Origin of the sequence: Christiangramia aquimixticola (assembly GCF_048285835.1) — a bacterium.
Taxonomy (GTDB): Bacteria; Bacteroidota; Bacteroidia; order Flavobacteriales; family Flavobacteriaceae; genus Christiangramia; species Christiangramia aquimixticola.
The window spans coordinates 647,854-673,034 of sequence record NZ_JBLVTL010000002.1; the positions used below are offsets into that span (position 1 = coordinate 647,854).

The 25,181-nt window shown below is 38.5% G+C and carries 26 protein-coding genes; 15 read left to right on the forward strand and 11 right to left on the reverse strand.

What is annotated here, in order from left to right:
- The first annotated feature begins 84 nt into the window (after window positions 1–84).
- The gene (locus ACNKXV_RS06600) at window positions 85–1,563 is read left to right on the forward strand and encodes an SLC13 family permease (protein WP_417906982.1); all 1,479 of its coding nucleotides are present in this window, start codon (window positions 85–87) and stop codon (window positions 1,561–1,563) included.
- Here ACNKXV_RS06600 and ACNKXV_RS06605 read toward each other — a convergent pair.
- On the reverse strand, window positions 1,560–2,603 hold the full coding sequence (locus ACNKXV_RS06605; protein ID WP_417906912.1) for a helix-turn-helix domain-containing protein: 1,044 nt from the start codon (window positions 2,601–2,603) through the stop codon (window positions 1,560–1,562). The genes ACNKXV_RS06600 and ACNKXV_RS06605 overlap by 4 nt on opposite strands.
- Before the next feature lie 298 nt (window positions 2,604–2,901).
- Here ACNKXV_RS06605 and ACNKXV_RS06610 point away from each other — a divergent pair, with 298 nt between their 5' ends.
- From ACNKXV_RS06610 to ACNKXV_RS06650, 9 genes are read left to right on the forward strand one after another with little or no spacing between them, the layout of a single operon-like run.
- The gene (locus ACNKXV_RS06610; protein ID WP_417906913.1) at window positions 2,902–3,084 is read left to right on the forward strand and encodes a hypothetical protein; all 183 of its coding nucleotides are present in this window, start codon (window positions 2,902–2,904) and stop codon (window positions 3,082–3,084) included.
- Window positions 3,085–3,142: 58 nt separating this feature from the next.
- On the forward strand, window positions 3,143–3,478 hold the full coding sequence (locus ACNKXV_RS06615) for an arsenosugar biosynthesis-associated peroxidase-like protein (protein WP_072554126.1): 336 nt from the start codon (window positions 3,143–3,145) through the stop codon (window positions 3,476–3,478).
- Window positions 3,479–3,526: 48 nt separating this feature from the next.
- Window positions 3,527–4,582, forward strand: a complete 1,056-nt coding sequence (gene arsS, locus ACNKXV_RS06620) for an arsenosugar biosynthesis radical SAM (seleno)protein ArsS (protein WP_417906914.1) — start codon at window positions 3,527–3,529, stop codon at window positions 4,580–4,582.
- Window positions 4,583–4,595: 13 nt separating this feature from the next.
- A complete protein-coding gene (locus ACNKXV_RS06625; protein WP_417906915.1) occupies window positions 4,596–5,081 on the forward strand; it encodes a rhodanese-like domain-containing protein in 486 nt (161 codons plus the stop codon).
- Window positions 5,082–5,687 carry a TIGR04282 family arsenosugar biosynthesis glycosyltransferase gene (locus tag ACNKXV_RS06630; RefSeq protein WP_417906916.1) on the forward strand — a complete coding sequence of 202 codons (606 nt, stop codon included), beginning with the start codon at window positions 5,082–5,084 and terminating at the stop codon, window positions 5,685–5,687. It begins immediately after the preceding gene.
- The gene (locus ACNKXV_RS06635; RefSeq protein ID WP_417906917.1) at window positions 5,687–6,499 is read left to right on the forward strand and encodes a purine-nucleoside phosphorylase; all 813 of its coding nucleotides are present in this window, start codon (window positions 5,687–5,689) and stop codon (window positions 6,497–6,499) included. The genes ACNKXV_RS06630 and ACNKXV_RS06635 overlap by 1 nt, the downstream gene beginning before the upstream one ends.
- A 1-nt stretch (window position 6,500) precedes the next feature.
- Window positions 6,501–7,469 (forward strand): arsenosugar biosynthesis arsenite methyltransferase ArsM, encoded by a 969-nt coding sequence (gene arsM / locus ACNKXV_RS06640; protein WP_417906918.1) that lies wholly within the window; start codon window positions 6,501–6,503, stop codon window positions 7,467–7,469.
- A 17-nt stretch (window positions 7,470–7,486) separates the two neighbouring features.
- Window positions 7,487–8,278, forward strand: coding sequence for a DUF547 domain-containing protein (locus ACNKXV_RS06645; RefSeq protein ID WP_417906919.1), 792 nt, complete (start codon window positions 7,487–7,489; stop codon window positions 8,276–8,278).
- 6 nt (window positions 8,279–8,284) lie between these two features.
- Complete coding sequence (locus ACNKXV_RS06650) at window positions 8,285–8,971, forward strand: TIGR04283 family arsenosugar biosynthesis glycosyltransferase (RefSeq protein ID WP_417906920.1); 687 nt, start codon at window positions 8,285–8,287, stop codon at window positions 8,969–8,971.
- Here ACNKXV_RS06650 and ACNKXV_RS06655 read toward each other — a convergent pair.
- Entirely contained in the window at window positions 8,961–9,956 is a 996-nt protein-coding gene (locus ACNKXV_RS06655) for a glycoside hydrolase family 113 (protein ID WP_417906921.1), read from the reverse strand. The two genes, ACNKXV_RS06650 and ACNKXV_RS06655, sit on opposite strands and share 11 nt — an antisense overlap.
- 138 nt (window positions 9,957–10,094) lie before the next feature.
- On the opposite strand from ACNKXV_RS06655, the gene ACNKXV_RS06660 reads away from it, so the two are divergent.
- Both ACNKXV_RS06660 and ACNKXV_RS06665 read left to right on the forward strand, forming a co-directional pair.
- Window positions 10,095–11,381, forward strand: a complete 1,287-nt coding sequence (locus tag ACNKXV_RS06660) for an NAD(P)/FAD-dependent oxidoreductase (RefSeq protein WP_417906922.1) — start codon at window positions 10,095–10,097, stop codon at window positions 11,379–11,381.
- 2 nt (window positions 11,382–11,383) lie between these two features.
- The gene (locus ACNKXV_RS06665) at window positions 11,384–12,973 is read left to right on the forward strand and encodes a 4Fe-4S binding protein (protein ID WP_417906923.1); all 1,590 of its coding nucleotides are present in this window, start codon (window positions 11,384–11,386) and stop codon (window positions 12,971–12,973) included.
- Here the strand turns inward: ACNKXV_RS06665 and ACNKXV_RS06670 are convergent.
- Window positions 12,970–13,935 carry a TolB family protein gene (locus ACNKXV_RS06670; RefSeq protein WP_417906924.1) on the reverse strand — a complete coding sequence of 322 codons (966 nt, stop codon included), beginning with the start codon at window positions 13,933–13,935 and terminating at the stop codon, window positions 12,970–12,972. The genes ACNKXV_RS06665 and ACNKXV_RS06670 overlap by 4 nt on opposite strands.
- A 51-nt stretch (window positions 13,936–13,986) precedes the next feature.
- Between ACNKXV_RS06670 and ACNKXV_RS06675 the strand changes: the two genes are divergently transcribed.
- The 3 genes from ACNKXV_RS06675 to ACNKXV_RS06685 are packed head-to-tail and all read left to right on the forward strand — an operon-like array spanning window position 13,987 to window position 17,533.
- Entirely contained in the window at window positions 13,987–14,679 is a 693-nt protein-coding gene (locus tag ACNKXV_RS06675; protein ID WP_417906925.1) for a glycosyltransferase family 2 protein, read from the forward strand.
- Window positions 14,676–16,142 carry a cellulose synthase family protein gene (locus ACNKXV_RS06680; protein ID WP_417906926.1) on the forward strand — a complete coding sequence of 489 codons (1,467 nt, stop codon included), beginning with the start codon at window positions 14,676–14,678 and terminating at the stop codon, window positions 16,140–16,142. Before ACNKXV_RS06675 ends, ACNKXV_RS06680 begins: the two co-directional genes overlap by 4 nt.
- A gap of 35 nt (window positions 16,143–16,177) precedes the next feature.
- Entirely contained in the window at window positions 16,178–17,533 is a 1,356-nt protein-coding gene (locus ACNKXV_RS06685) for an MptA/MptB family glycosyltransferase (protein WP_417906927.1), read from the forward strand.
- Here ACNKXV_RS06685 and ACNKXV_RS06690 read toward each other — a convergent pair.
- The 8 genes from ACNKXV_RS06690 to ACNKXV_RS06725 all read right to left on the reverse strand — a co-directional run bounded on the left by ACNKXV_RS06690 (window position 17,514) and on the right by ACNKXV_RS06725 (window position 25,143).
- Window positions 17,514–18,152 carry a lipid-A-disaccharide synthase N-terminal domain-containing protein gene (locus ACNKXV_RS06690; RefSeq protein WP_417906928.1) on the reverse strand — a complete coding sequence of 213 codons (639 nt, stop codon included), beginning with the start codon at window positions 18,150–18,152 and terminating at the stop codon, window positions 17,514–17,516. The two genes, ACNKXV_RS06685 and ACNKXV_RS06690, sit on opposite strands and share 20 nt — an antisense overlap.
- Window positions 18,152–18,724 carry a hypothetical protein gene (locus tag ACNKXV_RS06695; protein WP_417906929.1) on the reverse strand — a complete coding sequence of 191 codons (573 nt, stop codon included), beginning with the start codon at window positions 18,722–18,724 and terminating at the stop codon, window positions 18,152–18,154. Before ACNKXV_RS06695 ends, ACNKXV_RS06690 begins: the two co-directional genes overlap by 1 nt.
- An 83-nt stretch (window positions 18,725–18,807) precedes the next feature.
- A complete protein-coding gene (locus ACNKXV_RS06700) occupies window positions 18,808–19,779 on the reverse strand; it encodes a deoxyhypusine synthase family protein (protein WP_417906930.1) in 972 nt (323 codons plus the stop codon).
- Window positions 19,772–20,647, reverse strand: a complete 876-nt coding sequence (gene speB, locus ACNKXV_RS06705) for an agmatinase (RefSeq protein WP_417906931.1) — start codon at window positions 20,645–20,647, stop codon at window positions 19,772–19,774. The genes ACNKXV_RS06700 and speB overlap by 8 nt, the downstream gene beginning before the upstream one ends.
- Before the next feature lie 45 nt (window positions 20,648–20,692).
- A complete protein-coding gene (locus ACNKXV_RS06710; protein ID WP_417906932.1) occupies window positions 20,693–22,096 on the reverse strand; it encodes an arginine decarboxylase in 1,404 nt (467 codons plus the stop codon).
- 273 nt (window positions 22,097–22,369) lie between these two features.
- Window positions 22,370–23,209, reverse strand: coding sequence for a pseudouridine synthase (locus ACNKXV_RS06715; RefSeq protein ID WP_417906933.1), 840 nt, complete (start codon window positions 23,207–23,209; stop codon window positions 22,370–22,372).
- A gap of 80 nt (window positions 23,210–23,289) precedes the next feature.
- A complete protein-coding gene (locus ACNKXV_RS06720) occupies window positions 23,290–24,195 on the reverse strand; it encodes a geranylgeranylglycerol-phosphate geranylgeranyltransferase (RefSeq protein ID WP_417906934.1) in 906 nt (301 codons plus the stop codon).
- 9 nt (window positions 24,196–24,204) lie between these two features.
- Window positions 24,205–25,143 carry a mevalonate kinase family protein gene (locus ACNKXV_RS06725; RefSeq protein WP_417906935.1) on the reverse strand — a complete coding sequence of 313 codons (939 nt, stop codon included), beginning with the start codon at window positions 25,141–25,143 and terminating at the stop codon, window positions 24,205–24,207.
- Between the last annotated feature and the right edge of the window lie 38 nt (window positions 25,144–25,181).

A 25,181-nucleotide genomic window follows, 5' to 3' on the forward strand; every position in this document is an offset into this window, starting at 1 on the left:
TTCGGTTAGGAACAATACAGTGATATAGCAATCTAAATTTTGGCGGAATTGAATTACCTTGAAGGGTATATCTTTATAAAGTTTATGCGGTTTATAAATGGATTCATATTACTTGCCGGTCCCCTGGTATTTCTCCTTTTGCAATTTCTGGGGAAGCCGGCTACCATGCCCGAGCCTGCATTTGATGTTCTATGTATAACTGTCTGGATGGCCTTGTGGTGGGTTACAGAGGTTATTCCTATCTCGGTAACTGCATTGCTGCCTATTATCCTCTTTCCCTTAACCGGAGCATTGGATATAGATGTAACGACCGCCGCCTATGCGCACAAATATGTATTTCTATATCTGGGTGGTTTTGTGCTTGCCATCGCAATAGAAAAATGGGGGCTGCATAGCCGCATAGCCCTTCATATTATTAGAATTATTGGAACAGATATCAGGAAAATCATTCTCGGGTTTATGGCGGCCACGGCCTTTTTGTCCATGTGGATATCCAATACTGCAACCAGTGTAATGATGCTTCCCATTGGGACAGCCATTATCCGGCAACTATGTAATAATCCTAATACGATAGAAAATGAGAATAAATTGTTCGGTAAAGCGCTTATGCTGGCAATTGCATATAGCGCATCCATTGGAGGAATTGCAACCTTAATTGGTACTCCGCCAAACCTGGTGTTCGCAGGGATAGTAGAAGAACTTTACGGGATAGAAATAAGCTTTACCAGGTGGTTTATGCTGGGGCTTCCAATTTCATGTTTATTGCTCTTTATTTGCTGGAAATACCTGACCACTAAAGCTTTTAAATTTACTCAACATGAATTCCCCGGGGGGAAGCGAGAGATTAAAAGATTGATCGATGAGTTAGGTGAAATTAGCCGGGAAGAGAAAAAAGTACTTGCTGTTTTTCTGGTCACAGCTTTTTGCTGGGTAACCCGCAGTTTTTTATTACAACCTTTTTTACCGTTTCTGGATGATACCATAATCGCTATGACGGCCGGGGTTGTTTTATTTGTGATTCCTTCCGGTAAACCTAAAGTTCCATTAATAACCTGGGACGAGGCGGTAAAAATTCCGTGGGGGATCATTTTATTATTTGGCGGAGGAATGGCTCTGGCGAAAGGTTTTAATGATTCCGGACTGGCAAGCTGGATAGGAGAACAACTAGTGAATCTGGAGAATCTCCCCCTGTTCCTGATTTTAATACTATTGATCTTCGCCGTAAATTTTTTAACTGAAGTAACTTCAAATCTGGCAACTACGGCCATGCTTTTGCCTATACTTGCGGCAATGGCCATTGCACTGGATCTCCATCCCTATTTTTTAATGGTTGGGGCCACGCTTGCTGCTTCCTGTGCATTTATGCTTCCGGTAGCCACCCCTCCAAATGCCGTGGTTTTTGGCTCAGGTTACCTCCGAATCCCTGATATGATCAAAGCAGGATTCTGGATGAATTTAATTTCTATAATTATCCTGACTTTTATTGTGTATTATGCGTTGCCGCTGCTTTGGGATTTTGATCCTGAAGTGATCCCTGAGAATTTCAAGATTCCTCTTCCTTAATTCACCTTTTCCTCTACTTCTTCCGGCTTTAAATTTCCAGACCTTAAAAAATACTTCGGGCTCACTCCATACTTTTCTTTAAAGATCTTCGAAAAATAACTTCGGTTGTTAAGACCTATGGCAATAACGATTTCTGAAATATTTTTTTCTGAAAGCATCAGCATTTCCTTGGCAGCTTCAAGCTTGATATGTTGCATGTACTTGTTTACCGTAAGATTGTAAACATATTTGAAACCTTCCTGAAGTTTATTTACGTTGGTACCCGCTTCTTTTGCCAGCGCTTCAACAGAAAGATTGGTGCTTAGATCTCCCTGAATTCGTTTTGCTACATAATTTACTTTTTCAATATCAGATTTACGAAGAATCTTTGGCAATCCTTCTTCATTTTCATCATCCTGATATTGATCTATTTGTATGGTTAGCATTTCGAAAGATTTACCTTCCAGAAAAATATTCCGCAGGAAGCCGGTAAATTCCTTGGTATGGATTTCCTCCATTAAATCGGCACTTTTTATACTGTAATTCCCCTGATAGAAAAAGCAATCCTTAGCTACGGCATCCTGGAAAAGTTCCTTTAAGGTTGGATTAAGATCCTGAAAATCGTAGTTGGATCTGTGTGCAAAAACAGATCTTATAATTTCCAGACTGGAAACATAGGTGGAAACATTCTTTCTGAAATATAAAATATGGCCATTGTATCCATTGCTGCTAACAACAATATTTTGATAAGTGTTTATTTTATTAATGGTTTCACTCTCCTGAAACCTATGCATTACACTTCCTTCAGAACAAAAAATAAACTTTAAAGGATGTACTGAATTCAATGAAAAATGAATTTCTACATCCTCATAAAATTTACAATGATAGGTGATAAAGCCCATCCCGGAATCAAAGCTAATGCCTTTTATATATCCTTCTCCAAGATGAGAGGGAATTGAAATGGAAAGTTCCCCGCTTTCATTTCTCAGCTCGGCCTTAAGAGAGGCTGCAAGATCTTCAACGATTTCGTTAACGGGTAGGGTTTTTACATCAATTCTCATTATACAGTAATATTTTGCCGCTTTTTTAAAAGTAATCGTTTTTAAAATAAAATGGCAGGATTTTAAAGCCGGTAAAATTATTAATTGCTAAAAAAAAAGGAAGAATTGGAGGTTTACTTAGTATTAATAACGGTAATGGTAATGTCAAAAACGTTAGAACTGGAGTAACTTTTAAGGGAGTGGTAAGTTATTTCTTTCCAATTCAGGTAAAAGAGCCAAAACAGAATTATTTGTTAAATGTATATACAGGCTTCAGAATGGTTTAAAAATCCATTAATTTCAAGTAAAAACTTATAATATGGCTAACGATAAAGACAGATCTTCACCCGTTCCTACGGAACACAGAAAATCAGAGCAGGGAAGAAATCAATCTACCGAAACCAGAACTTCCAATTCAGGTTCCAAATTATGGATTGTGATACTGGTGGTTGTGATTTTTTTTCTTATTATCCTTTCTGTAACCGGAGTTGTTAATTTTTAAATCCAGGGAAGCTTTATCTTCGTAAATTATATAGACCCTGGAATTATAATTTATAAATATGTCTAAAAATTATTACGATCCAGCCGACCTTAGAAAGTTTGGTGAGATCACAGAATGGAGTGAGGAGTTAGGAACTAAATTTTTCGATTATTACGGGAAAGTTTTTGAAGAGGGAGCACTCTCTGCCCGGGAAAAATCTTTGATCGCCCTGGCTGTTTCTCATGTAGTTAAGTGTCCTTATTGTATAGATGCCTATACTAAAGATGGATTGCAAAGAGGGATCACAAAAGAAGAAATGATGGAGGCTGTTCATGCCGGTGCAGCCATAGAAAGTGGAGCTACTTTGGTGCATGGAGTGCAGATGATGAATAAATACAAAAAGCTTAGCATGTAAGTTTTTTCAGATAATCTGAACTAACCTTATAAGCAAGAAATCATTTCTATGTCCCTTAAATCTTTAAAAGCCCGGAAAGATGATCTTTCCAGTCCTGTAAATCAGTTGAATTTTTTAAATAATGGAATCTTCCAGGAAGGTGAATTACCTAAATTTAAAAATAAGATAGCAGAGACCGGGCAATTTCCTTTAAAGCCAAAAAAACTTGAGATCCTTCAATTGAATCTGGGTTACATGTGTAACCAGGTTTGTTCACATTGTCATGTTGATGCGGGCCCGGACCGGAAAGAGATCATGACCGTGGAAACCATGCAGCAATGTTTGGAGGTAATAAAAAATACGGGGGCGCATACTCTCGATCTTACCGGTGGAGCGCCAGAAATGAATCCAAATTTTAGATGGTTCGTGGAGGAAGCTTCTAAGGCAGGAATCAAAGATTTTATCGTTCGTTCGAATCTTACCATTATTCTTGCAAATAAAAAATACCACGACCTTCCGGAATTTTTCAAAAAACATAATGTTCATGTGATCTCCTCCCTGCCGTTTTATAAGCGGGAAAAAACCGATAAGCAACGGGGTAGTGGAGTGTTTGATAAATCCATAAAGGCGTTGCAAATGCTAAATGCTGTTGGCTATGCTCAGGAAGGCACAGGTTTAAAGCTTGATCTGGTATACAATCCTTCAGGGGCTTTTTTACCTACCAATCAGGCGGCAATGGAACATGATTTTAAAGTGGCTTTAAAAGAAGATTTCAATATTGATTTTAATAGTCTATTCGCGATAACCAATTTACCCATCAGTAGATTTCTGGAATATCTTATCGCTTCAGAAAATTATGAAGATTATATGTACTCCCTGGTGGATGCCTATAATCCGGCTGCGGTTGAAAATGTAATGTGCACCAATACTATTTCCATAAGCTGGGATGGCTGGTTATACGATTGTGACTTCAATCAAATGCTTGAGCTCAAGGTGAATTCACCGGTAAAGCATATTAGTGAGTATAATGAGGATTTGTTGAATAACAGAGATATAATTATTTCCCAACACTGTTACGGTTGTACCGCTGGTGCGGGTAGTAGTTGTCAGGGAACCGTTGCATAATAATATGAGAATAATGCAGCGCATTTTAATTTTGCTTTTTTTGGTGTGTGGTATTACCGTTTCGGGACAGGGCTCTTTAAAAGAGATCCTGAGTAAATACAATTCAGGTGAAATTCCATATATAAGCGTTGAAGATTTACAGGCTCAGAAAAACAATATTGTTATTCTGGATGCCCGGGAACCTGGAGAATATCAAGTAAGTCATTTAAAGAACGCCACTTTGGTAGGTTATAGCAAATTTGATATAACCTCCCTTGATACGCTTTCAAAAAAATGTAATATCGTGGTATATTGTTCGTTGGGAGTTCGTTCTGAAAAAATAAGCAAGAAGCTTAGCAATGCCGGTTTCAAGAATGTTAGAAACCTATATGGTGGAATCTTTAGCTGGAAGAATTCCGGTTATCCTGTATACGACATGGATGATAAGCCTACTGAAAAGGTTCATGCTTTTTCACCACAATGGGCTGTATGGTTAAATAATGCTGAAAAAATCTATTAAGTGAACTCTAAAGAATTACTTATAATTTTCACGAAAAATCCTGTTTTAGGAACCGTGAAAACCAGGCTGGCAAAAGATATTGGTGATGAAAAAGCATTACAGGTTTATAAAGAACTATTGCAGCATACCTGCAAGGTTACAGCACCATTAAACTTTCATAAACGCGTTTATTACAATCAGGAAATACCTGAAAATGATATCTGGGATGAGGGAAATTTTGAAAAGAAACTGCAAATTAGTGGCGATCTGGGAGAGAAGATGAATGCTGCCTTTGCTGAAGGCTTTCGGGATGGATATGAAAATGTGATAATAATGGGGAGTGATCTCCTTGATATTTCAACAATAGATATCGAAGCTGCTTTTAACCAGTTAAAGCATCATGATTATATAATAGGGCCGGCTTTGGATGGTGGTTACTATATGTTAGGAATGAAAACCTTAACTTCAAAGCTGTTTAAGAATAAAAACTGGAGTACTTCAAGCGTTTATAAAGATACCATTAGCGATATGCAGAATGGGCAGATTGGAGTATTACCCGAAAAAAATGATATTGATACTTTAAAAGACCTTCAGCATCATCCACATTTAAATAAAATTATAGAGTAATGACAGACAAAATCAACGAATCTGTAGACTATTTGAGATCGAAAGGATTTGGAGAGCCTGAAGTAGGGATTATTTTAGGAACAGGTTTAGGTAAGCTTATCGAAGATGTAGAAGTCGAAGCTGAAGCCAGTTACCATCATATTCCTCATTTCCCAACAGCAACCGTTGAGTTCCATAAAGGAAAACTTATCTATGGAACCTTGCAGGGAAAGAAAGTTGTGGTGATGCAGGGACGTTTTCATTTATATGAAGGCTATAGCCTGTTGGATGTAACATTTCCGGTAAGGGTAATGAAGGTGCTAGGGATGAACAGACTCCTGGTTTCTAATGCTTCAGGAGCAATAAATCTAAACTTTAAACCGGCAGAGTTAATGTTAATAGATGACCATATCAATCTTCTTGGTGGATCCCCTCTGGCCTTTCATGGGGTAGAAAAGCTGGGAGAGCGATTTGTTGATATGAGCGAGCCTTATGATAAATCCATGAACGGGATTTTTGAAACTTCGGCAAAGGAGCTTGGTATAACCTTACATAAAGGTGTATATGCTTCTGTACTTGGGCCTCAACTTGAAACCCGTGCAGAGTACAGATATCTAAAATTAATTGGTGCAGATGCCGTGGGAATGAGTACGGTGCCAGAGGTGATCGTGGCCAATCATTTGGAAATTCCGGTTTCAGCTATATCTGTAATTACAGATCAGGGTGATCCTGAAAATCTTAAAAAAGTGGATATTCAGGATATTCTAAATAACGCCGGTAAAGCCGAACCCTCCATGGTAAAATTATTTAAAGCATTACTTCAGAAGATATAATATGAGTTATCTGGAAACTACAAAAGATGTATATAGAGAAGCAGCATTAACGCCAGATATTGGGCTTTGCTGTACTACAAACCCGGTATGGGAACTTCCCGGTTTAAAAATTCCCGGGATCATGCAGGAAATGAATTATGGATGTGGTTCAACCGTGCATGCACGTGATCTCACCAATAACCCAAGAACTTTATACGTAGGAGTAGGTGGAGGAATGGAATTGCTTCAATTCGCTTATTTTTCCAGACAAAAATTGGGAGTTGTAGGGGTAGATGTAGTGGATGAAATGTTGGAGGCTTCCCGGAAAAATTTCAAAGAAGCCGAAAAGCTGAATCCATGGTTCAAATCTGAATTTGTGGACTTAAAGAAAGGTGATGCCACAAATTTGCCTGTAGAAGACAACTCTATAGATGTTGCTGCACAGAACTGCCTTTTCAATATTTTTAAGACTGAAGAACTTACTCAGGCTCTTAAAGAAATGTACCGGGTACTTAAGCCACATGGCCGCCTGGTTATGAGCGATCCTACCTGCGAACAGGAAATGAATGAAGAACTTAGAAATGATGAACGTTTAAGAGCACTTTGTCTTTCAGGAAGTTTGAGCATCAAAGATTATGTAAAAGCATTAACAGATGCCGGATTTGGAACTATTGAAATTAGAGCCAGAAAGCCGTATCGCATCCTGGATCCAAAAAATTATCCTACAGATGAATTGATCTATATTGAGTCTATTGAAGTGGCTGCGATCAAAGATCCCATGCCGGAAGATGGACCTTGCATATTTACCGGTAAAGCCGCGATCTATTATGGTGATCAGGATCATTTTGATGATGGGAAAGGGCATATTCTGGTAAAGAATCAACCACTGGCAATATGTGATAAAACCGCTGCTGCACTGGCAGAACTTGGGAGGGATGATATCTTTATTAGTGAATCTACCTGGCATTACGACGGTGGTGGCTGTTGCTAAAATCTAAATTAGTATTTATGAGAAAGTTCATTCTTAATTTTGGAATTATGATTACAGGCGTATATATGTGTGCGTCCTGTAATCTTATTTCAAGCGCCGGATTTAATGATAAAGGTCTGCCTACTCCCGATGCAGAAAAGATTGAACAGTTTCATAATTCTACAAAAATTGACCACAGCATCTGGGATGAGCTTCTAAAAGCACATGTAAAGAAAGATGGGAAGGTGGATTATCAGGGATTTAAGAAGGATCGTTTTAAACTTGACCTTTATTTAAATAAACTTTCCGGACTGAAACCTGACGGAACCTGGAGCCGTGCTGAAATACTTGCTTACTATATAAATTTGTATAATGCCTATACGGTAGACTTTATTTTGCAACATTATCCCGTGGCAAGTATTAAAGATATATCCGGCGCCTGGACCAGAGAATTCATTAAAATAGGTGATGTGAAAATTTCTCTTGGAGGAATAGAGAATAGCCTGCTGCGAAAAATGGAAGAACCGCGTATTCATTTCGCCATCAATTGTGCTTCCATCTCCTGTCCAAAATTATTAAATGAAGCCTACACTCCCGAAAAGCTGGAAGAACAGCTGGAAAAAGTCACTGCAGAATTTATAAATTCTAATGAGAATCAAATTACACCCGATTCGGTAAAGTTGTCTTCCATTTTCGATTGGTATAAAAGCGATTTTACTCAAAACGGCAGTTTAATAGATTACTTGAATAAATATTCAGAGGTACGCATAAACTCCGCTGCCAGGATATCTTACAATGATTATAACTGGGCATTAAATGACTCCAAATAAAGTCGGATGATAAGTATTATTATTCCCGCTTTTAATGAGGAACATCAGCTTCCGTTTCTTATAAAGCATTTAGAGGGGGCGTCTTCGGGTCTTGTCTCAGAAATTATAGTGGTAGATGGCGGGAGTACAGATAATACCGCTGAGGTTGTTAAAAACATGGATGGTGTTATTCTGGTTTCTTCAGAAAAAGGAAGAGCGGTACAAATGAATGCAGGTGCAAATATCGCCACATCCGGTATTCTTTATTTTCTTCATGCAGACAGTTTTCCACCACAAAATTTCGATAAGCTTATTTTACAAGAAATTCAAAAAGGAAAGATGGCAGGCTGTTTTCAAATGAAATTTGACAAAGCTCATTGGTGGCTTAAACTAATGGGGTTATTCACCAAATTCAACCACATCTCCTGTCGTGGAGGAGACCAGTCCTTATTTGTTGAGAGATCCTTGTTTAAAAAGTTAAATGGTTTTAATGAAAATTATAAGGTCTATGAAGATAATGATATGGTTCGAAGACTTTATGAGGTAACTCATTTTACCGTAATAAAACAATGGATCACAACTTCTGCCAGATTATACGAACGGCTGGGCGTATGGCAAACTCAGCTATTATTTATAGAAATATACTGGAAAAAACGTTTTGGAGCTTCGGCAGATGATCTTTACCGGCACTATTCCCAGAGAGTTAGTGACTGAATTTTCTATAATACTTCTTTAAAACCTTTTCCGCAGGTTTGTTTTGAGGAGTAAATTGGTCGTTGTCCAGCCCGCCGGAATTTTTATGCTGATGCCATTTCCAGATAAATCCGCCAGCAAACCACTCTTCGTTCCACATCTCTTCATATAGAATTTTAAGGGCTTTGGCCTGAAGATTAAAATTCTTGTCGTGTCTGTCTCTATCTGAGTTCCAGGGTTCTTTAAGCGCAAAATCAATATTTCTATATCCGTACTCAGTAAACAGGATAGGTTTTTTATAAAATTCAGATAAACTGTCAAGCATCTTTTTAGGTTCTTCCCAGCCTCCTCTTATTTCTTCTTCAGCTGGAGAAGCCTCATCGCTTAAAGGGAAGTATGCGTCAACACCAATAAAATCTAAATGCTGCCAAAGCTGTGTTTTTTCAACCTTATCCCAGTTTTCGGCATACACCAGCATCCCGGAATAAATTGCTCTTACATCTGTGATAAGTTGCAACCAGAACTCAGGTCTTTCCTGAACAAAATTGTAAAGTTCAGTGCCTATACAAAATAATTCTACGTGATGTTTTTCAGCTATTTGCGCATAAAACAGAATATAATCCCGGTAAGAAGATTCAAATTCGATCCATTGCGCTTCGTTCTTAAAAGAAAGGTCGCCGGTGAAGTCTCCGTTTCTTAGCCAGATATGGGGCTTCAGCATTAGTTGGAGATTCCTGGCTTTTAATAATTTGATGGTATGTTCGATTCCATCACCCGTTTCTCCAAACCATTGCCAATCTGTATCAAATATGAGCTTTGAAGTCTCATCCCGGTTGGTGAAGGCATAGGGCATCAGGGAAACAGCGTTCGAATTGGTTTTTATGATTGTTGTTAGTTGTTGGTCCTTTAGGCTGTCTTTTGAGGCTACCAGACTTATTCCATTAATTTTTTCTGAAGAATTTTTCTCCTGGCAGGACATTAAAAGAAAGGTAAGAGTACAGGCCACTATTTTGAAGCACAGAGCATTGATTTCACCCATCATTTCTATAAGTATTAAAAACCCGGGAGGGCTTGGGATTCTGCCAATTTTCAGCGTACTTTACTTTAATTGCTGTCCGGCCTTTCGCCAAATTATAAAAAATAAATGGAGCACATTGCAATTATTGGAAACGGAATCGCGGGAATTACTGCTGCGAGACATATTCGGAAGAATAGCTCCAATAGAATCACCGTAATTTCAGGAGAATCAGATTATTTTTTTTCCAGAACTGCCCTTATGTATGTTTATATGGGGCATATGAAGTGGGACCACTTAAAACCCTATGAAGACTGGTTTTGGGAAAAGAATAGGATCGAATTGAAAAAGGCCTGGGTGGAAACTATAGATTTTCAGCAACAACTTTTGCATTTTTCATCCGGAGAAAAGCTGAAATATGATAAGCTAATAATTGCCAGCGGATCTGTTTATAACAAATTTGGGTGGGAAGGTGAAGATCTTAAAGGTGTGCAGGGTCTGGTCTCTAAACAGGATCTCATAGAACTTGAAGAAAATACAGCTCAAACCCGAAAGGCGGTGATTGTTGGTGGCGGACTCATTGGTGTTGAAATGGCCGAAATGTTGCGCACGCGTAAGATTGAGGTGACCTTTTTAGTTAGGGAAGCTGCTTTCTGGAATAATATTTTGCCCTTTCCTGAAGCCAACATGATCTCTGAACATATAAGCTCTCACGGAGTGGACCTTCGGCATAACACGGAATTGGATGTTATTATACCCGACGAAACCGGAAGGGTAAGAGCGGTAAGGACAAAAAATGGGGAAGAAATTGAATGTCAGTTGGTAGGTTTATGTGCCGGGGTTCGACCAAATATCGATTTTTTAAGAAATACTGAACTTGAACTGGACCGTGGAATTCTGGTAAATGAATATCTGGAAACCAATATCCTAAATGTTTATGCAATTGGTGATTGTATCCAGCACAGGCAACCCGTTGGCCGGCGTAAATCTATAGAAGCAGTCTGGTATACGGGCAGAATCATGGGAGAAACCCTTGCTAAGACCCTTACAGGAACTAAAACAGCTTATGCTCCCGGGAACTGGTTTAATTCAGCTAAATTTTTTGATATCGAATATCAAACATATGGCTGGGTTATGGCAAAGCCAGATGGGAATGAACGGCAATTCCATTGGAGGCACCCGTCTCAACCTATCGCGATCACTATTGCTTATGATAATTCCTCTGAAAAATTTTTAGGGATCAACACTTTTGGAATTAGAATGAGACATGAGGTTTTTGATCGCTGGCTTGATGAAAATAGGAAGGTGGCCTATGTTCTGGCCAATTTGGATGAGGCTAATTTTGATCCTGAATTTTACCGGAGGTATGAAAATGAAATTTTGAACCACTTTAAATCAACTCTACAGGAAGCATAATAATGAGTAGAATAGAACATAATATGTCCCTAACCGGGGATGCACCCAGAGCTTTGAATTTACAACAAAAGCTGGCAACGATATTGGGAATGTCAGGCTTGATCATTTTGCTTCTTGCTACCTTAAATTTAAATTTTCCTAATAAGATTTTTTGGCTGAGCACTTCTTTAACTTCTATTTTCGCCGGGATCGTTTGGTTTGCTACTGCTTCCTATTCGAATAAACATCCCGGGATTAAGAATGATGGGGTATGGTTTAAGTCTATGACCAACCGGGGTTATTTGGGTTGGATAACAGGAATTGCACTTACTGGATTTTATATAATTCTATATTTCTACCCGGAATATCTGGGCTTACGTGCTGAAGGAGATAATACGGGAATTATTTCTCTTTTTGACCCTTTAAGTTATGTGCTAAGCGGGAATCCTGCCAGCCAATGGTTCGTTTACGGAACTTTATATACTATTGCTATTCTGGCCTTCGGAATTAAATTTATCTATAAATACCGGCACAACCCTTATGAGAAAATAAGAACAGTTTCGGTGATGTTTTTTCAAACTTCATTCGCTTTTATTATCCCGGAGGTGATGTTGAGGTTAAATGGAAAAGGTTTTTCGCTTCCGTATTATGACCTGAAGAACATCTGGCCTCTCAATTATTACAATTTTGAACAATACAGGGTAGATGGTTTTCTTTCTTCGGGCAATATTGGATTAGCTTTTCTCTTATTTGGGATCGCATCCATTTTTATTATAACTCCCATCTTAACATACAAATATGGAAAAAGGTGGTACTGCAGCTGGGTGTGTGGATGCGGGGGACTCGCCGAAACAGCCGGTGATCCTTACCGGCATTTGTCAGATAAAAGTCTGTTCGCCTGGAAGGTTGAAAGATGGGTAATTCACAGCGTGCTGGTATTTGTAGTATTAATGACCACCGCAGTTGTATATTCATATCTTGGATACGACAGCAGTAAATACTGGCTTACCAGAGATGTATTTTTGATAGGAGTTGGTATTTTTCTAAGTCTGCTGTTTGCCGGAATATGGTATTTTAAAAGAGAAGAATTAGAGAAAGATGCCCGTTACGGCGCCATTGGATATCTGGTTATTATCATCTCCCTTATTGGACTGCATTATGGTACGGGTACTAAATTGTTCCTTTTTGATGCTGAGACTTTAAGGCAGACATATGGTTTCTTAATCGGTGCAATTTTTAGCGGAGTGATAGGAACCGGATTCTACCCAATTTTCGGGAACAGAGTCTGGTGCCGATTTGGTTGCCCCATGGCGGCTATTTTGGGAATGCAGCAACGATTGTTATCAAAGTTCAGGATCACTACCAATGGTGGTCAATGTATTTCCTGTGGGAATTGTTCCACTTATTGTGAAATGGGAATCGATGTTCGGGCCTATGCACAAAAAGGTGAAAATATTGTTCGATCTAGTTGTGTAGGTTGCGGCATATGCTCGGCAGTTTGCCCGCGTGGCGTTTTAAAATTGGAGAACGGAGCTCCTCAAAACCGGGTTCCTTCTAAAGAAGCGGTTACCAGTGATGATGTAAATCTAATGGATTATCTAAAAAACAATTAGGGGATTTTCACAAAAATCGGCGCTTGTTGGAACTTGTACAAAGTGTCGGTTAGGATCTTGGCTTTTTTAGTTTTCCAGTTTATTAACTGAATATGATATTGAGAGCCGTCAAGCTCTGAAACCTCTACCGCGAGCCATTTACCGTCATCGCTCCAGGCATGCCATCCCTGATTTAAAGAATCGTTTTTAATCAGTTCTCTGGCTTCTTCTCCTGAAGGATCTATTCCGAATAAACGGCTTTTACCACGTTGACGGGATTGATAACTTATAAAATTTTCTGTTGGGTGCCAGCGCGGAGGACCTGCATGATAATTATACCAGGTTGAAGTGGTATCATTAGAGGGATATGTGGTGAGTTTTTTCAAATCGCTGCCATCGGCATTCATTATATAAAGTTCGTCAAGATAACCGGAGTCCTTTTTAAAAGCTTTATTGGAGCCTCGAAAAACTATTTTCTTTCCATCCGGTGAGAATTCAGGGTCATTAAAATAAGCCAGATCTGGTTTTAAGGTTTTAATAATTCCTCCCAGGGTATCTATGATATAGAAAGCGGTATCTACAGATTTATGAGGCCTGATTATAAGCTCCTGGCCGTTTTTTCGTGAGCCCATCCAGCTATCAGCCAGGCGTTTATTAAATATTTTTTTTGGAGAAGCTCCGGTTACATCGGTCTTATACAGGAAGTAATTTCTGCTGGCAGTATCCTTGTCAGAAATAAAATAAAGATCCTTTCCGTAGGCATAATAAGTCCATTCCACCCCTTTGAGATTAGTTATGTTCTTTGGGTCAGACCCATCCAAATCCATAGAAAAAACCTCATAATCATCATTTTCGTCATCGTAAAGTACATTATATGCTATCCTGAATTCGTCTTTAGGTTTAGTTATAGCTTCTCCATTTTTCTTGCTTTCTTTGCAGGAAAATAGCGATAAGCTTAAAATGGTAATGAAAATGATCTTCATAGTTCTGAATTTGATTTAAGTTACCAAAAAAAATTCTTCACTCAGTATTTTATGAATCTGAAAATCAATGTGATTATTCCAGCCTATAACGAAGCCGATTCTATTGGTCATGTTATTAAGGCAATTCCGCAATGGGTGGAAGAAGTAATTGTGGTCAGCAATAATTCTACAGATAGGACCGAAGAAAACGCACGCAAAGCTGGAGCTACTGTGCTGATGGAATCACGAAAAGGTTATGGCTATGCCTGTTTAAAAGGCCTGGAGTATGTTGCTTCAAAAAACATTAAGCCGGAGATCATAGTTTTTCTGGATGGGGATTATTCAGATTATCCTGAAGAGATGTCACTTTTGCTTAAACCAATCTTGGCAGAGAATAAAGATTTTGTGGTGGGAGCAAGGGTGAGCGAATTAAGAGAAAAGGGATCAATGACATTTCCGCAAATATTCGGAAATAAACTGGCTACCATCTTAATGAAGCTTTTTTTTAATTCTACTTTCACAGATCTTGGCCCATTCAGAGCTATTAAATATGAAAAGTTGCTTCAACTGGAAATGCAGGATAAAACTTATGGGTGGACGGTTGAAATGCAGCTGAAGGCTTTACGACAAAACCTAAGTTATGCTGAAGTTCCGGTACATTACAGGAACAGGATAGGAGTTTCCAAAGTTTCGGGAACGGTGAAAGGTGCTGTCTTCGCCGGGGTGAAAATTTTAGGGTGGATCTTTAAATATAGTTTTAAATGATAGATTTAGCAGTAATTATAATTTATACGCTGGCCTTACTTCTTATTTTCATTTACAGCCTGTCTCAACTCCACCTTCTCTTCAATTATCTTAAAGCTACCAAACAGGAGGATACTTCAGAAAAATTTGACTTTAAAAAAGAGGATTTTCCTAATGTAACCATTCAGCTTCCACTTTATAATGAATATTATGTGGTCGAAAGACTATTAAAGAATATCGCTCTTATCAATTATCCGGCAGATAAACTGGAAATTCAGGTGCTGGATGACTCTACAGATCATTCAGTAGAAAAGACCTCCGGAATAATAACCGAATTGCAGGCCACAGGTTTAAATATAAAACACATTCGTCGCGACGATCGTAAAGGCTTTAAAGCCGGTGCGCTTAAGGAAGGTTTAAAAATTGCTCAGGGAGAGTTTATCGCAGTTTTCGATTCAGATTTTGTTCCCGGGAAGGACTGGTTAATGAAGACCTTGCCTTATTTTAAAAACCCTAAAATTGGCGTTGTTCAAACCAGATGGGGGCACCTTAATAGAAATTATTCGCTACTAACCAGGATTCAGGCTTTTGCGCTGGATTTTCATTTTATTCTGGAACAAACCGGCAGAAATTTTGGTAGGAATTTTATCAATTTTAATGGTACTGCCGGGATCTGGAGAAAGGAATGTATCCTTGATGCAGGGAACTGGAGTGGCGATACACTTACTGAAGATCTTGATCTTAGCTACCGGGCTCAACTTAAAAACTGGGATTTTAAATATCTTGAAGATGTAGAAACTCCCGCTGAACTTCCTGTCGTAATCAGTGCTGCCCGAAGCCAGCAGTTTAGATGGAATAAAGGTGCTGCAGAAAATTTCAGAAAGAATTACGGAAAGCTTTTAAAGGATCCTTCAGTTACTTTTAGCACTAAATTTCATGGTTTTTTCCATTTACTGAATTCCAGCATGTTCCTGGTAGTTTTAATTCTCGCTGTTCTCAGCGTCCCGGTGCTTTATATCAAACATAATAATCCGCAGTTTTCCTGGTACTTTTATGTGCTGGCCGGGTTTGGGGTAAGTACTCTGATTTTCTTTGCTTCATACTATGTTACTTATACCAGGATCCATGGAAAAGGTTTTAGCAGTTTTCTAAAATTTATAGGAATGTTCTTTACCTTTTTCTCGATCGCCATGGGGTTTTCGGTTCATAATACCCTGGCCGTTCTGGAAGGTCATTTTGGTAAACGCTCTGAATTCATTAGAACGCCGAAATTCAATATTAATTCGGTTAAAGATTCCTGGAAAGGCAATAGATATCTAAGCAATCGCTTTTCTAAAAACGTGATCATTGAAGGCTTGTTATTCCTTTATTTTGGATTTGGGATCTGGAGCGCTTTTAATTTAAAAGATTACGGTTTGCTCATCTTTCACCTGATGTTGTTCACCGGCTTCGGATTTGTATTCTTTAAAAGCCTTCGAACGTAAATTTTTCTATTTTAGCTGAAAGCCTTCGGCATTCAATGGATTTTAGATTCCTGAAACTTTATAAGATCCCAATTTTACTGGTGCTTTCCAGCATCGCTTTCTATTTTACTTTCGCGTATGCTTTAGAAAGGCATGACTTCATAAGGCTTATAAGTCTATACGCTGGGCTTTGTTTCTTTAGTTATAAAATAATTCAGCTACATCGCAATAATTTCTGGTTTCTGGCGGGCTTGGCACTGGTCTTTAGACTGGTATTTATGTTCTCTTTACCGAATCTGTCTCAGGATTACTTCAGGTTTATCTGGGATGGGAGGTTGATCGCGGCTGGCTGGAACCCATATGAATTTCTTCCGGTCAATCTTGTAAAAGATCCGGGCTTTTATATTCATCAGGCTAAGGATTTGATTCTGGGAATGGGAAGTTTAAGTGCAGGTCACTATTCCAATTATCCGCCGGTGAACCAATTAATATTTGCAATAAGCGGATGGTTATCGGCTCAAAGTATTCTGGGGGCGGTGGTCATTTTCAGGCTTATTATGATTCTCGCAGATATTGGTACGCTTTTCTTCGGAAGAAAACTGCTTCGCAGTTTAGGTCTTCCTGAGGAACAAATTTTCTGGTATATCCTCAATCCATTTATAATCATTGAAATGACCGGGAATTTGCACTTTGAAGCGGTTATGGTGTTTTTTTTGGTGCTCTCTCTTTGGCTAATCCATAGGAATAAATGGATAGCGGGTGCCGTGGTCCTGGGATTATCTATAAGTGTAAAGCTGTTGCCTTTACTTTTCCTGCCATTATTCTTCGGGTATTTCAATAAGTCTTTTCAATTACGGAATATTTCAAAATTAATTCTGTTTTATTCCCTATGCTTACTCACTGTGGCATTAAGTTTTCTGCCTTTTTATTCTGAAGAGGTGTTTTCTAATTTCATGAATAGTGTGGGCTTATGGTTTGGGAAATTCGAATTCAATGCCAGTGTTTATTATATCGTTCGATGGATTGGATTCGAAGTGAAAGGCTATAATATTATAGAAACTGCAGGGAAAGTACTTCCGGTAATTACCTTTTTAAGCGTATTGTTTTTGAGCTTTTTTAGAGGCAATTATTCATCACGAAAGCTTATTAAGAACATGTTATTCGCCATTACGGTTTATTTGCTGCTATCCACCACCGTGCATCCGTGGTATCTGGCCATCCCTCTAATCCTAAGCATTCTTACACGGTTTAAATATGTGCTGGTATGGTCTGGAGTGGTAATGCTGAGTTATTATGCTTATTCCAATTCCGGTTACGAGGAAAATTTCTGGTTGATCGCTCTGGAGTATATTGCCGTGCTATCATATATGGTGTACGAACTTTTCCGTAAACCTAAGCCTGAGGTTGTTTAGTCGTTTTTTTTAATAAATAAATATCCCTTACATAAATTAAAGCTCCAAAAAAATGGGCAGCGATAAGTACAGGGTCATGCCTGAATATTCCATACGTAAATAACAGGGCAGAACCTATTAAGCTCAGGATCCAAAACCCCATGGGAAGAGAACTTTCCTGGTTCATTTCTGAATAATACCATTGATAAAAAAAACGGGAGGTATAAACTACCTGTGCTGCTATTCCCAGGCCAATAAGCCAGGCAGGAATATTATCTGTACTTAACAGAACATCAGACCAGGTTAGGGATCCAAAGAACAGAATATATGCAGCGATACCAAATGGGAATACTACTACCAGCGTCTTGAAAAACAGGTTGCGTGGCTTCCATTCCTTCATAAGCACCAGATTACGCCAGTAAACGCCATATATAAGAAACTGCCCCAGCATAATGGCAAAATCCTCTCTTAGATACCCATAGGTAAATAATAGAATGGAGGCGAGCAGACTCAATTTCCAGAACAGAACCGGAGTTTCGACTTGCTGAGATTTTTCAGAAAGAAACCATTGGGAGATAAGTCTTGCTGAAAAAAGTAACTGCGCTAAAAATCCAATTGCGAAAATGGGCCAGTTTTCCATTAGTTTTTATTTTCAATACGTTTAAGAATTTTTTTCAGACTTTTCCTAAGCATGGTATTGGAATCTACCGCGATTGAAAAATCCTTACTATCATCTGCATCTCGTAAATATCCTCTCACCTTGGAATAGAAAATACTCCCCGGATTATTCAGATCAAATATTTCCATGGCAACAAAGGTTTCGTTCTTAGCGGAAGGATCGAGATTGCCTGGTTGCAATGTCCCTATATCTTCACTGGAAATGTTTGCATTAACATTAATGAGATAATCAAAATCTCCGGTAGAGCTGCTAATTTGTTCGATCAATTCCCTTTCAGGATTTTCCGGGATCTTTGTTGGAAATATGGAGACATTCGCATTCTCAGCGGTTATCGTGTTCCCTGGAAATTTCTTCAGCAACAATTCCTGAAATTCAGTACGAACAGCTTCTGGTGCATTAATATAGTTTATCAAAAACTTACCCTCAGGAAGGCTGAAATTATTCGATGAAGTTTTGGTAAAGGTATAGCTGGGTGTGTGGCAGGAAGTTAGGGTGAATATAAGGACGGCGGCTAAAAAAAAGAATCTTTTCATCAAGGGTCAATATTAAAAAAGCTGTTCAATATTAATGAAATTATAATACTGAACAGCCCTTAAAAAATGCAATTATTTGTTAATTACATATCCAGGAGATATGCAAAAACCAGGGGAGCAACTATCGTTGCGTCGCTTTCGATGATATGTTTCGGGGTTTGAATATCCAGTTTTCCCCAGGTGATCTTCTCATTTGGAACCGCTCCGGAATAAGATCCGTAGCTTGTCGTAGAATCAGAGATCTGGCAGAAATAACTCCAGAAAGGAGTATCTGTTCTTTCCATATCCTGATACAACATTGGAACCACGCAAATTGGGAAATCACCGGCAATACCTCCTCCAATCTGGAAGAATCCAATTCCATTTTTGGAATTATCTGTATACCAGTCGGCAAGGAAGGTCATGTATTCAATCCCAGACTTCATGGTACTGGCTTTTAATTCGCCTTTTAATACATAAGAAGCGAAAATATTCCCAAGGGTACTGTCTTCCCATCCGGGAACTACCATTGGAAGGTTTTTCTCTGCCGCTGCATACATCCACGAGTCCTTCAGGTCGATCTCATAGTGCTCTTCCATAACACCGCTTAAAAGCAGTTTATGTAAAAACTCATGAGGGAAATAGCGTTCTCCTTTTTCTTCGGCATCTTTCCAGATCTTGAAAATATGCTCCTGAATTCTACGGAAAGCTTCTTCCTCTGGAATACAGGTATCGGTAACACGATTTAAACCTTTTTCCAAAAGATCCCATTCGTCCTGCGGAGTAAGATCACGATAGTTAGGCACTCGTTTATAATGAGAGTGTGCTACCAGATTCATCACATCTTCTTCCAGGTTTGCACCTGTACAGGAAACGATATGAACTTTATCCTGGCGGATCATCTCTGCGAATATTTTCCCTATTTCAGCAGTACTCATGGCTCCAGCCAGAGATACCAGCATTTTGGAACCATTCTCGAGTTGTTTTTCGTAATCTTTCGCCGCGTCTACAAGGGCAGCGGAGTTAAAATGTAAATAATATTTCTCAATGAATTGAGATATTTGTCCTTTACTCATCTTCGTCTTCTTCGTTGAAATTTTGATATTTAAATTTGTAGCTCAGCATTTTGTAATACAATTTAGCTGCAAGAAAATCTGATGATTTATCTCTGTCGTTCGGGCATAGTTCTACTATGTCGAAACCTACTACATTTTTCTTTTTGAACATCATTTTAAGGAATTCCAGAGTTTCATACCAGAATAAACCTCCCGGTTCCGGAGTTCCTGTTGATGGCATTATAGATGGATCAAAAGCATCCAGATCTATAGTGATAAAAACATTTGGAGTCATTTGCCCAATGGCATCCTCCTGCCAGTCTTCATACAGGTCATGAGCAAAATAAACCTGATTTTCATCCATATGATCTTTTTCTGAAATGTCCATGGAGCGAATTCCAACCTGAAGCAGATTAGTCGTCTTGCTGGCTTCATGCAGTGCACAGGCATGATTACATTTTGAACCTTCATATTCTGGTCTAAGATCTGCGTGTGCATCTAATTGCACTACGGTAAGGTCTTCAAATGCTTCATTAAAAGCTCTTATGCTCCCAATGGACACTGAGTGTTCACCACCAAAAAGAGTGACAAATTTTTCCTGCTTGATGTAATTCTTTGTGATTTTGTAAACAGCTTCTACCATTTTTTCCGGAGAGGAATCCTCGGTTACCGGCGGTGCGAGGTAAATACCTTTTTTGTAAACCTCGGTTTTGGTTTCAATGTCGTAAAGCTCCATGTTTTCAGAAGCATTCAGGAAGGCATCCGGACCTTTATCTGCACCCTTTTGCCAGGTACTGGTACCATCATATGGTACAGGAATCAATACCACTTTAGCCTCGTCGATGCGGGCATATTTTTCGGGTATCCCGGCATAATTCTTTTTGCTCATTGTTACTTAAATTGAATAGTTAGTTGTTTGTTAAAGTTATGAATTTTAATTGTTTCGGCTGTATCCCAGGATACTAAGCATATCTTCAGAATTTTGCTGCTCACTAAAAACTTTAGTGGTCAACTCTCCGTCTTCATCACGGTCAATTAGAAGATGTTTTGGCTGAGGAATTAAGCAATGTTGTAATCCGCCAAATCCTCCAATGGTATCCTGATAAGCTCCGGTATTAAAGAAACCTATGTATAACGGTTTTTCCTTTTTGAATTTAGGAAGATAAATAGCATTGGTATGTTGCTCTGAGTTATAATAATCGTCACTGTCGCAAGTCAATCCTCCAAGTAATACTCTTTCATATTCATCGTTCCATCTATTAACGGCAAGCATTACAAATTTCTTGCTAATCGCCCAGGTATCAGGTAAAGTGGTGATAAAAGAGGAATTGATCATATTCCATTTTTCACGATCATTCTGTTGTTTCTGGTATAAAACTTCGTAGATCGCCCCGCCGCTTTCTCCTACGGTGAAACTTCCAAATTCAGTAAAAATGTTTGGTACATCAACATCAGATTCCTCACAGGTAAGTTTGATCTGGTTTACGATCTCATCTACCATATAGGCATAATCATAATCAAAGGCCAGGGAATTCTTGATAGGGAATCCACCACCAATATTCAAACTGTCCAGATTAGGACAAATCTTTTTAAGGGCGATGTAAACCTTTAAACATTTATTCAATTCGTTCCAGTAATACGCCGTATCACGAATCCCGGTATTGATGAAAAAATGCAGCATCTTTAGATCAACCTGATCATTATCTTTTATCTGCTTGTTGTAAAAAGGAACTATGTTTTTATACCCAATTCCAAGTCTGGAGGTATAAAATTCAAATTTTGGTTCTTCTTCTGAAGCGATCCTGATTCCAACCTGAAATTTTCCGTCGATCTTTTCAGATAACAGATCAAGTTCTTCATAATTATCAATTACCGGAAGGCAGTTTTTATGTCCTCCATTCAATAACCGACTAATATTCTCAACATATTGATCCCTTTTAAAACCATTACAGATCACCCAGCGGTCATCTGAAATTTTACCGGATTTTTTAAGTTTCTCTACAATGTTAATGTCAAAAGCTGAAGAGGTTTCAATATGAATGTCATTCTTCAAAGCTTCATTTAAAACATGCTCAAAGTGAGAACTCTTGGTACAATAGCAATAATTATAAGTTCCCTTATAATCATGTTTTTCTATTGCTGAATCAAACCAGGCTTTCGCACGGTTAATATTGTGAGATATTTTTGGCAGATACGTGAATTTCAAAGGAGCGCCATACTTTTTTACAAGCTCCATGAGGTCTATGTCATGGAATTTCAATTCGGCACCTTCCAGTGAAAATTCTTCCTGTGGAAAATAATAAGTTTGGTCTATTAGGTCGCTGTACTTAGTATTCAATTTATTAAATGTATTTAAGGCTAAAAATTAGAGAATAATTTATAGGGTCGAAAAAATCGACTGGTAAATTAATGTTAAGAATAGGTTTCGGGGATTTCAGGCGCAACAAGATCGGGGTCTTAATGGCTCTGTTTTCCGCGTCTGAAGGAGATGCAGACCATAAAATGGAAATTCTGTTCAATTACATAAATATCGACAGGAAGCTTAATGTTGCTTCAACTTTTAAACGGGGTAAATGTATTAAAAAAAGAATTTGAAATGCCTAAAAAAATTTTAGTGCATTCCAAGGTTTATCACTTCCTGTTCAGTTAGATTTCTGTGTCTTCCTCTGGCAAGATCTTTCTTGGTCAAACCACCAAAAACTACCCTGTCCAGACTATCAACTTCATATCCTAAACTTTTAAAGATACGAGTCACGATATGTTCCTTGATGCTGTAAAGCTCGATCCCAACTTCAGTATGAGGTTTATCCTCAATAAAGCTAATAGAAGTTACAATTACCTTCTGGCCTTCCAGATACACACCTTTTTCAATGCTTTCAAAATCCTCTTTGCTTAGAGGTTTGTTTAAAGTCACCTGATAGATCTGTCTGATCCCGTTCTTAGGCTTGGCTAGTTTTTTAGCTAAAGTCCCATCATTGGTAAAAAGAAGAAGACCTTTTGCCTGGTTGTCAAGTTTTCCAACAGGACTAACCTTAGTGCTTGTAGCACGGGCAATAAGTTCCATTACAGTTCTTCCGCCTTTTTCAGGGTTTCCGGTTACAAAAAATCCGGCTGGCTTATTCAATAAGATGTACTCCGGTTTTTCAGGATTAAGTCTTCGGCCGTCGAATCTTACATCATCTTCAAGCTTTACACGGTGGCCCATCTCGGTAACCGTCTTACCATTTACGGTAACATTACCTGCTGCGATGTACATATCTGCATCTCTACGGGAACATATCCCTGAATTTGCGATATATTTATTTAGTCGAATTCCGTCAGTATTGGAAAGAGGGCTCTTTTCAATTTTTTTCTTAATAGGTGCATTGCCTCTGGCCTGGGACTTTTTTCTTTGTCCTCCACCTTGCCTTCCGCTGAACTTTCCACCTGAAGATCTGTCGTTTCTACTCATCGCTAAATTTTTTGCAAAGATACGGTATCCGTAATGAGCAAGGCAAGTATTTGAGAAAACTTTTAGAATGAGGGGTTTAACTAAAAAACACGGTTCAATACTTCTTTAATATCAATAAGCAATATGCTGAAAACCCCAATCACAATGATGAGTTTCAGGATATTATGCAAAAGAAGATACTGCCATTTCGCTTTGCTGAAATATAGGAGTAAAAGGAAGATTATTAAAAATATGAACGATGTGTAGAAGTAATAGTTCATATATCCTATCTCAAAATGCGCAATTAGAAGATAAATAGGGATAATTGCGAGAATAGTGCATACCGCCAGAAAAAATTTACTCCATTTCTCTCCATAAACTAATGGAATGGTACGATAATTCTGCACCAGATCGCCCTGCATGTTCTCCAGGTCTTTGACCAGTTCCCGCATTACGATCATAAGATACAGGAAGGTGGCATGGATAAATATTACCGTTTCAAAATTCTTGTAGTACACGAATATTACAAAGAATGGGGTAATGGTCAAAATAGAAGCGACCAGATTACCCAGAAACAGAATCTTCTTTAAACGATGGGAATAAAGCCAGATCACAAAGATGTAGATGGAGAAAAATACGACCGCTTTAAAAGAAACATAGCTGGCAAAAAAAATGGATGCAAAATTCAGAATAAAATATACCGATAGCTTGGTACGCTGACTAACCACCCGGTCCAGCATGGTTTTTTTAGGTCTGTTGATCAGGTCCTTTTCACTATCGTAAAAATTATTGATAATATACCCTGATGCTATAATGGTAGAAGACGCCAAAATCAAAAAGAACAGATTAGGGTCAAAAATTATTTCCCGCAAAGGTTTTTCCGGGGCCAGAATAAAAGCCGAAGCCAGATATTGTGCTAAAACAACAACAAGGATGTTATATCCCCTGACTACTGAAAATAAACTGAGTATTTTTAGTAGCAGGCGCTTATTCGCGGTACCCGGCATAAAAGCTATTTAGAAATTGTAAACTACCTCCAGGTTGTAACCTTTAAGGGATTTTCTGGCTTTTTCAATATCCTCGGTAAAACCAAGAATATAACCGCCACCACCGGAACCACATAATTTAAGATAGTAATCGTTGGTTTCGATTCCTTTTTGCCACAATTTGTGAAACTGTGCAGGAATCATTGGCTTGAAGTTGTCCAGAACGGTATGAGATAATTTCTTAACATTCTTAAACAGAGATTTCACATCACCTTTTAGAAAATCATCTACACAGGCATCGGTTTGTTTTACAAACTGATCTTTCAACATTTTTCTAAAGGGTTCCTGCTTCATGTTTTCCATAAAGATGCTCACCATTGGTGCAGTATCTCCGGTAATTCCACTGTCAAGCAAGAAAACTGCTCCTGTTCCATTTTCGGTTTGGGAAGGAATGCCTGCTGGCTCAATGTTTTCTTTTGAATTAATCAGGATTGGAATGCTTAAATATGAATTTAAAGGATCCAGTCCGGAAGATTTTCCATGGAAAAAGGACTCCATTTCCCCAAAGATCTTCTTCAGTTTTAATAATTTATCCCGGGTAAGATTTTCAAGAACCGTAATTTTATCCTTGGCATATTTATCATAGATGGCAGCTACAAGAGCACCACTACTTCCAACCCCATATCCCTGAGGGATGCTGGAGTCAAAATACATTCCTTTATCGATATCTTTCCTTAATTCGTCAAGATCGAATTGTACAAGTTCAGGATTGTTTTCCTGTAAAGCTTCCAGATATGCCGCAAATTTCCTAAGATTGGCATTTGACTTTTTTCCCGCTTCACCAGCCTCTTCATCAAGCTTTAATGCGCCATTGTAAAAATTGTAAGGAATTGATAAACCTTTGGAATCTTTAATAATTCCATATTCTCCAAAGAGAAGAATTTTCGAGTAAAATAATGGTCCTTTCATATGCTATACGGGTTCTATCAGACACTTAGCGGGCTGAT

Coding starts and splice junctions, on each gene's coding strand:
- ACNKXV_RS06680 (WP_417906926.1), top strand. CDS start 14,676: ATGATAGATTTAGCAGTAATTATAATTTATACGCTGGCCTTACTTCTT.
- ACNKXV_RS06675 (WP_417906925.1), top strand. CDS start 13,987: ATGAATCTGAAAATCAATGTGATTATTCCAGCCTATAACGAAGCCGAT.
- ACNKXV_RS06725 (WP_417906935.1), bottom strand. CDS start 25,143: ATGAAAGGACCATTATTTTACTCGAAAATTCTTCTCTTTGGAGAATAT.
- ACNKXV_RS06660 (WP_417906922.1), top strand. CDS start 10,095: ATGGAGCACATTGCAATTATTGGAAACGGAATCGCGGGAATTACTGCT.
- ACNKXV_RS06695 (WP_417906929.1), bottom strand. CDS start 18,724: ATGAAAAGATTCTTTTTTTTAGCCGCCGTCCTTATATTCACCCTAACT.
- ACNKXV_RS06715 (WP_417906933.1), bottom strand. CDS start 23,209: ATGAGTAGAAACGACAGATCTTCAGGTGGAAAGTTCAGCGGAAGGCAA.
- ACNKXV_RS06720 (WP_417906934.1), bottom strand. CDS start 24,195: ATGCCGGGTACCGCGAATAAGCGCCTGCTACTAAAAATACTCAGTTTA.
- ACNKXV_RS06645 (WP_417906919.1), top strand. CDS start 7,487: ATGAGAAAGTTCATTCTTAATTTTGGAATTATGATTACAGGCGTATAT.
- ACNKXV_RS06665 (WP_417906923.1), top strand. CDS start 11,384: ATGAGTAGAATAGAACATAATATGTCCCTAACCGGGGATGCACCCAGA.
- ACNKXV_RS06615 (WP_072554126.1), top strand. CDS start 3,143: ATGTCTAAAAATTATTACGATCCAGCCGACCTTAGAAAGTTTGGTGAG.
- speB (WP_417906931.1), bottom strand. CDS start 20,647: ATGAGCAAAAAGAATTATGCCGGGATACCCGAAAAATATGCCCGCATC.
- arsM (WP_417906918.1), top strand. CDS start 6,501: ATGAGTTATCTGGAAACTACAAAAGATGTATATAGAGAAGCAGCATTA.
- ACNKXV_RS06625 (WP_417906915.1), top strand. CDS start 4,596: ATGCAGCGCATTTTAATTTTGCTTTTTTTGGTGTGTGGTATTACCGTT.
- ACNKXV_RS06690 (WP_417906928.1), bottom strand. CDS start 18,152: ATGGAAAACTGGCCCATTTTCGCAATTGGATTTTTAGCGCAGTTACTT.
- ACNKXV_RS06685 (WP_417906927.1), top strand. CDS start 16,178: ATGGATTTTAGATTCCTGAAACTTTATAAGATCCCAATTTTACTGGTG.
- ACNKXV_RS06650 (WP_417906920.1), top strand. CDS start 8,285: ATGATAAGTATTATTATTCCCGCTTTTAATGAGGAACATCAGCTTCCG.
- ACNKXV_RS06600 (WP_417906982.1), top strand. CDS start 85: ATGCGGTTTATAAATGGATTCATATTACTTGCCGGTCCCCTGGTATTT.
- arsS (WP_417906914.1), top strand. CDS start 3,527: ATGTCCCTTAAATCTTTAAAAGCCCGGAAAGATGATCTTTCCAGTCCT.
- ACNKXV_RS06700 (WP_417906930.1), bottom strand. CDS start 19,779: ATGAGTAAAGGACAAATATCTCAATTCATTGAGAAATATTATTTACAT.
- ACNKXV_RS06605 (WP_417906912.1), bottom strand. CDS start 2,603: ATGAGAATTGATGTAAAAACCCTACCCGTTAACGAAATCGTTGAAGAT.
- ACNKXV_RS06610 (WP_417906913.1), top strand. CDS start 2,902: ATGGCTAACGATAAAGACAGATCTTCACCCGTTCCTACGGAACACAGA.
- ACNKXV_RS06635 (WP_417906917.1), top strand. CDS start 5,687: ATGACAGACAAAATCAACGAATCTGTAGACTATTTGAGATCGAAAGGA.
- ACNKXV_RS06670 (WP_417906924.1), bottom strand. CDS start 13,935: ATGAAGATCATTTTCATTACCATTTTAAGCTTATCGCTATTTTCCTGC.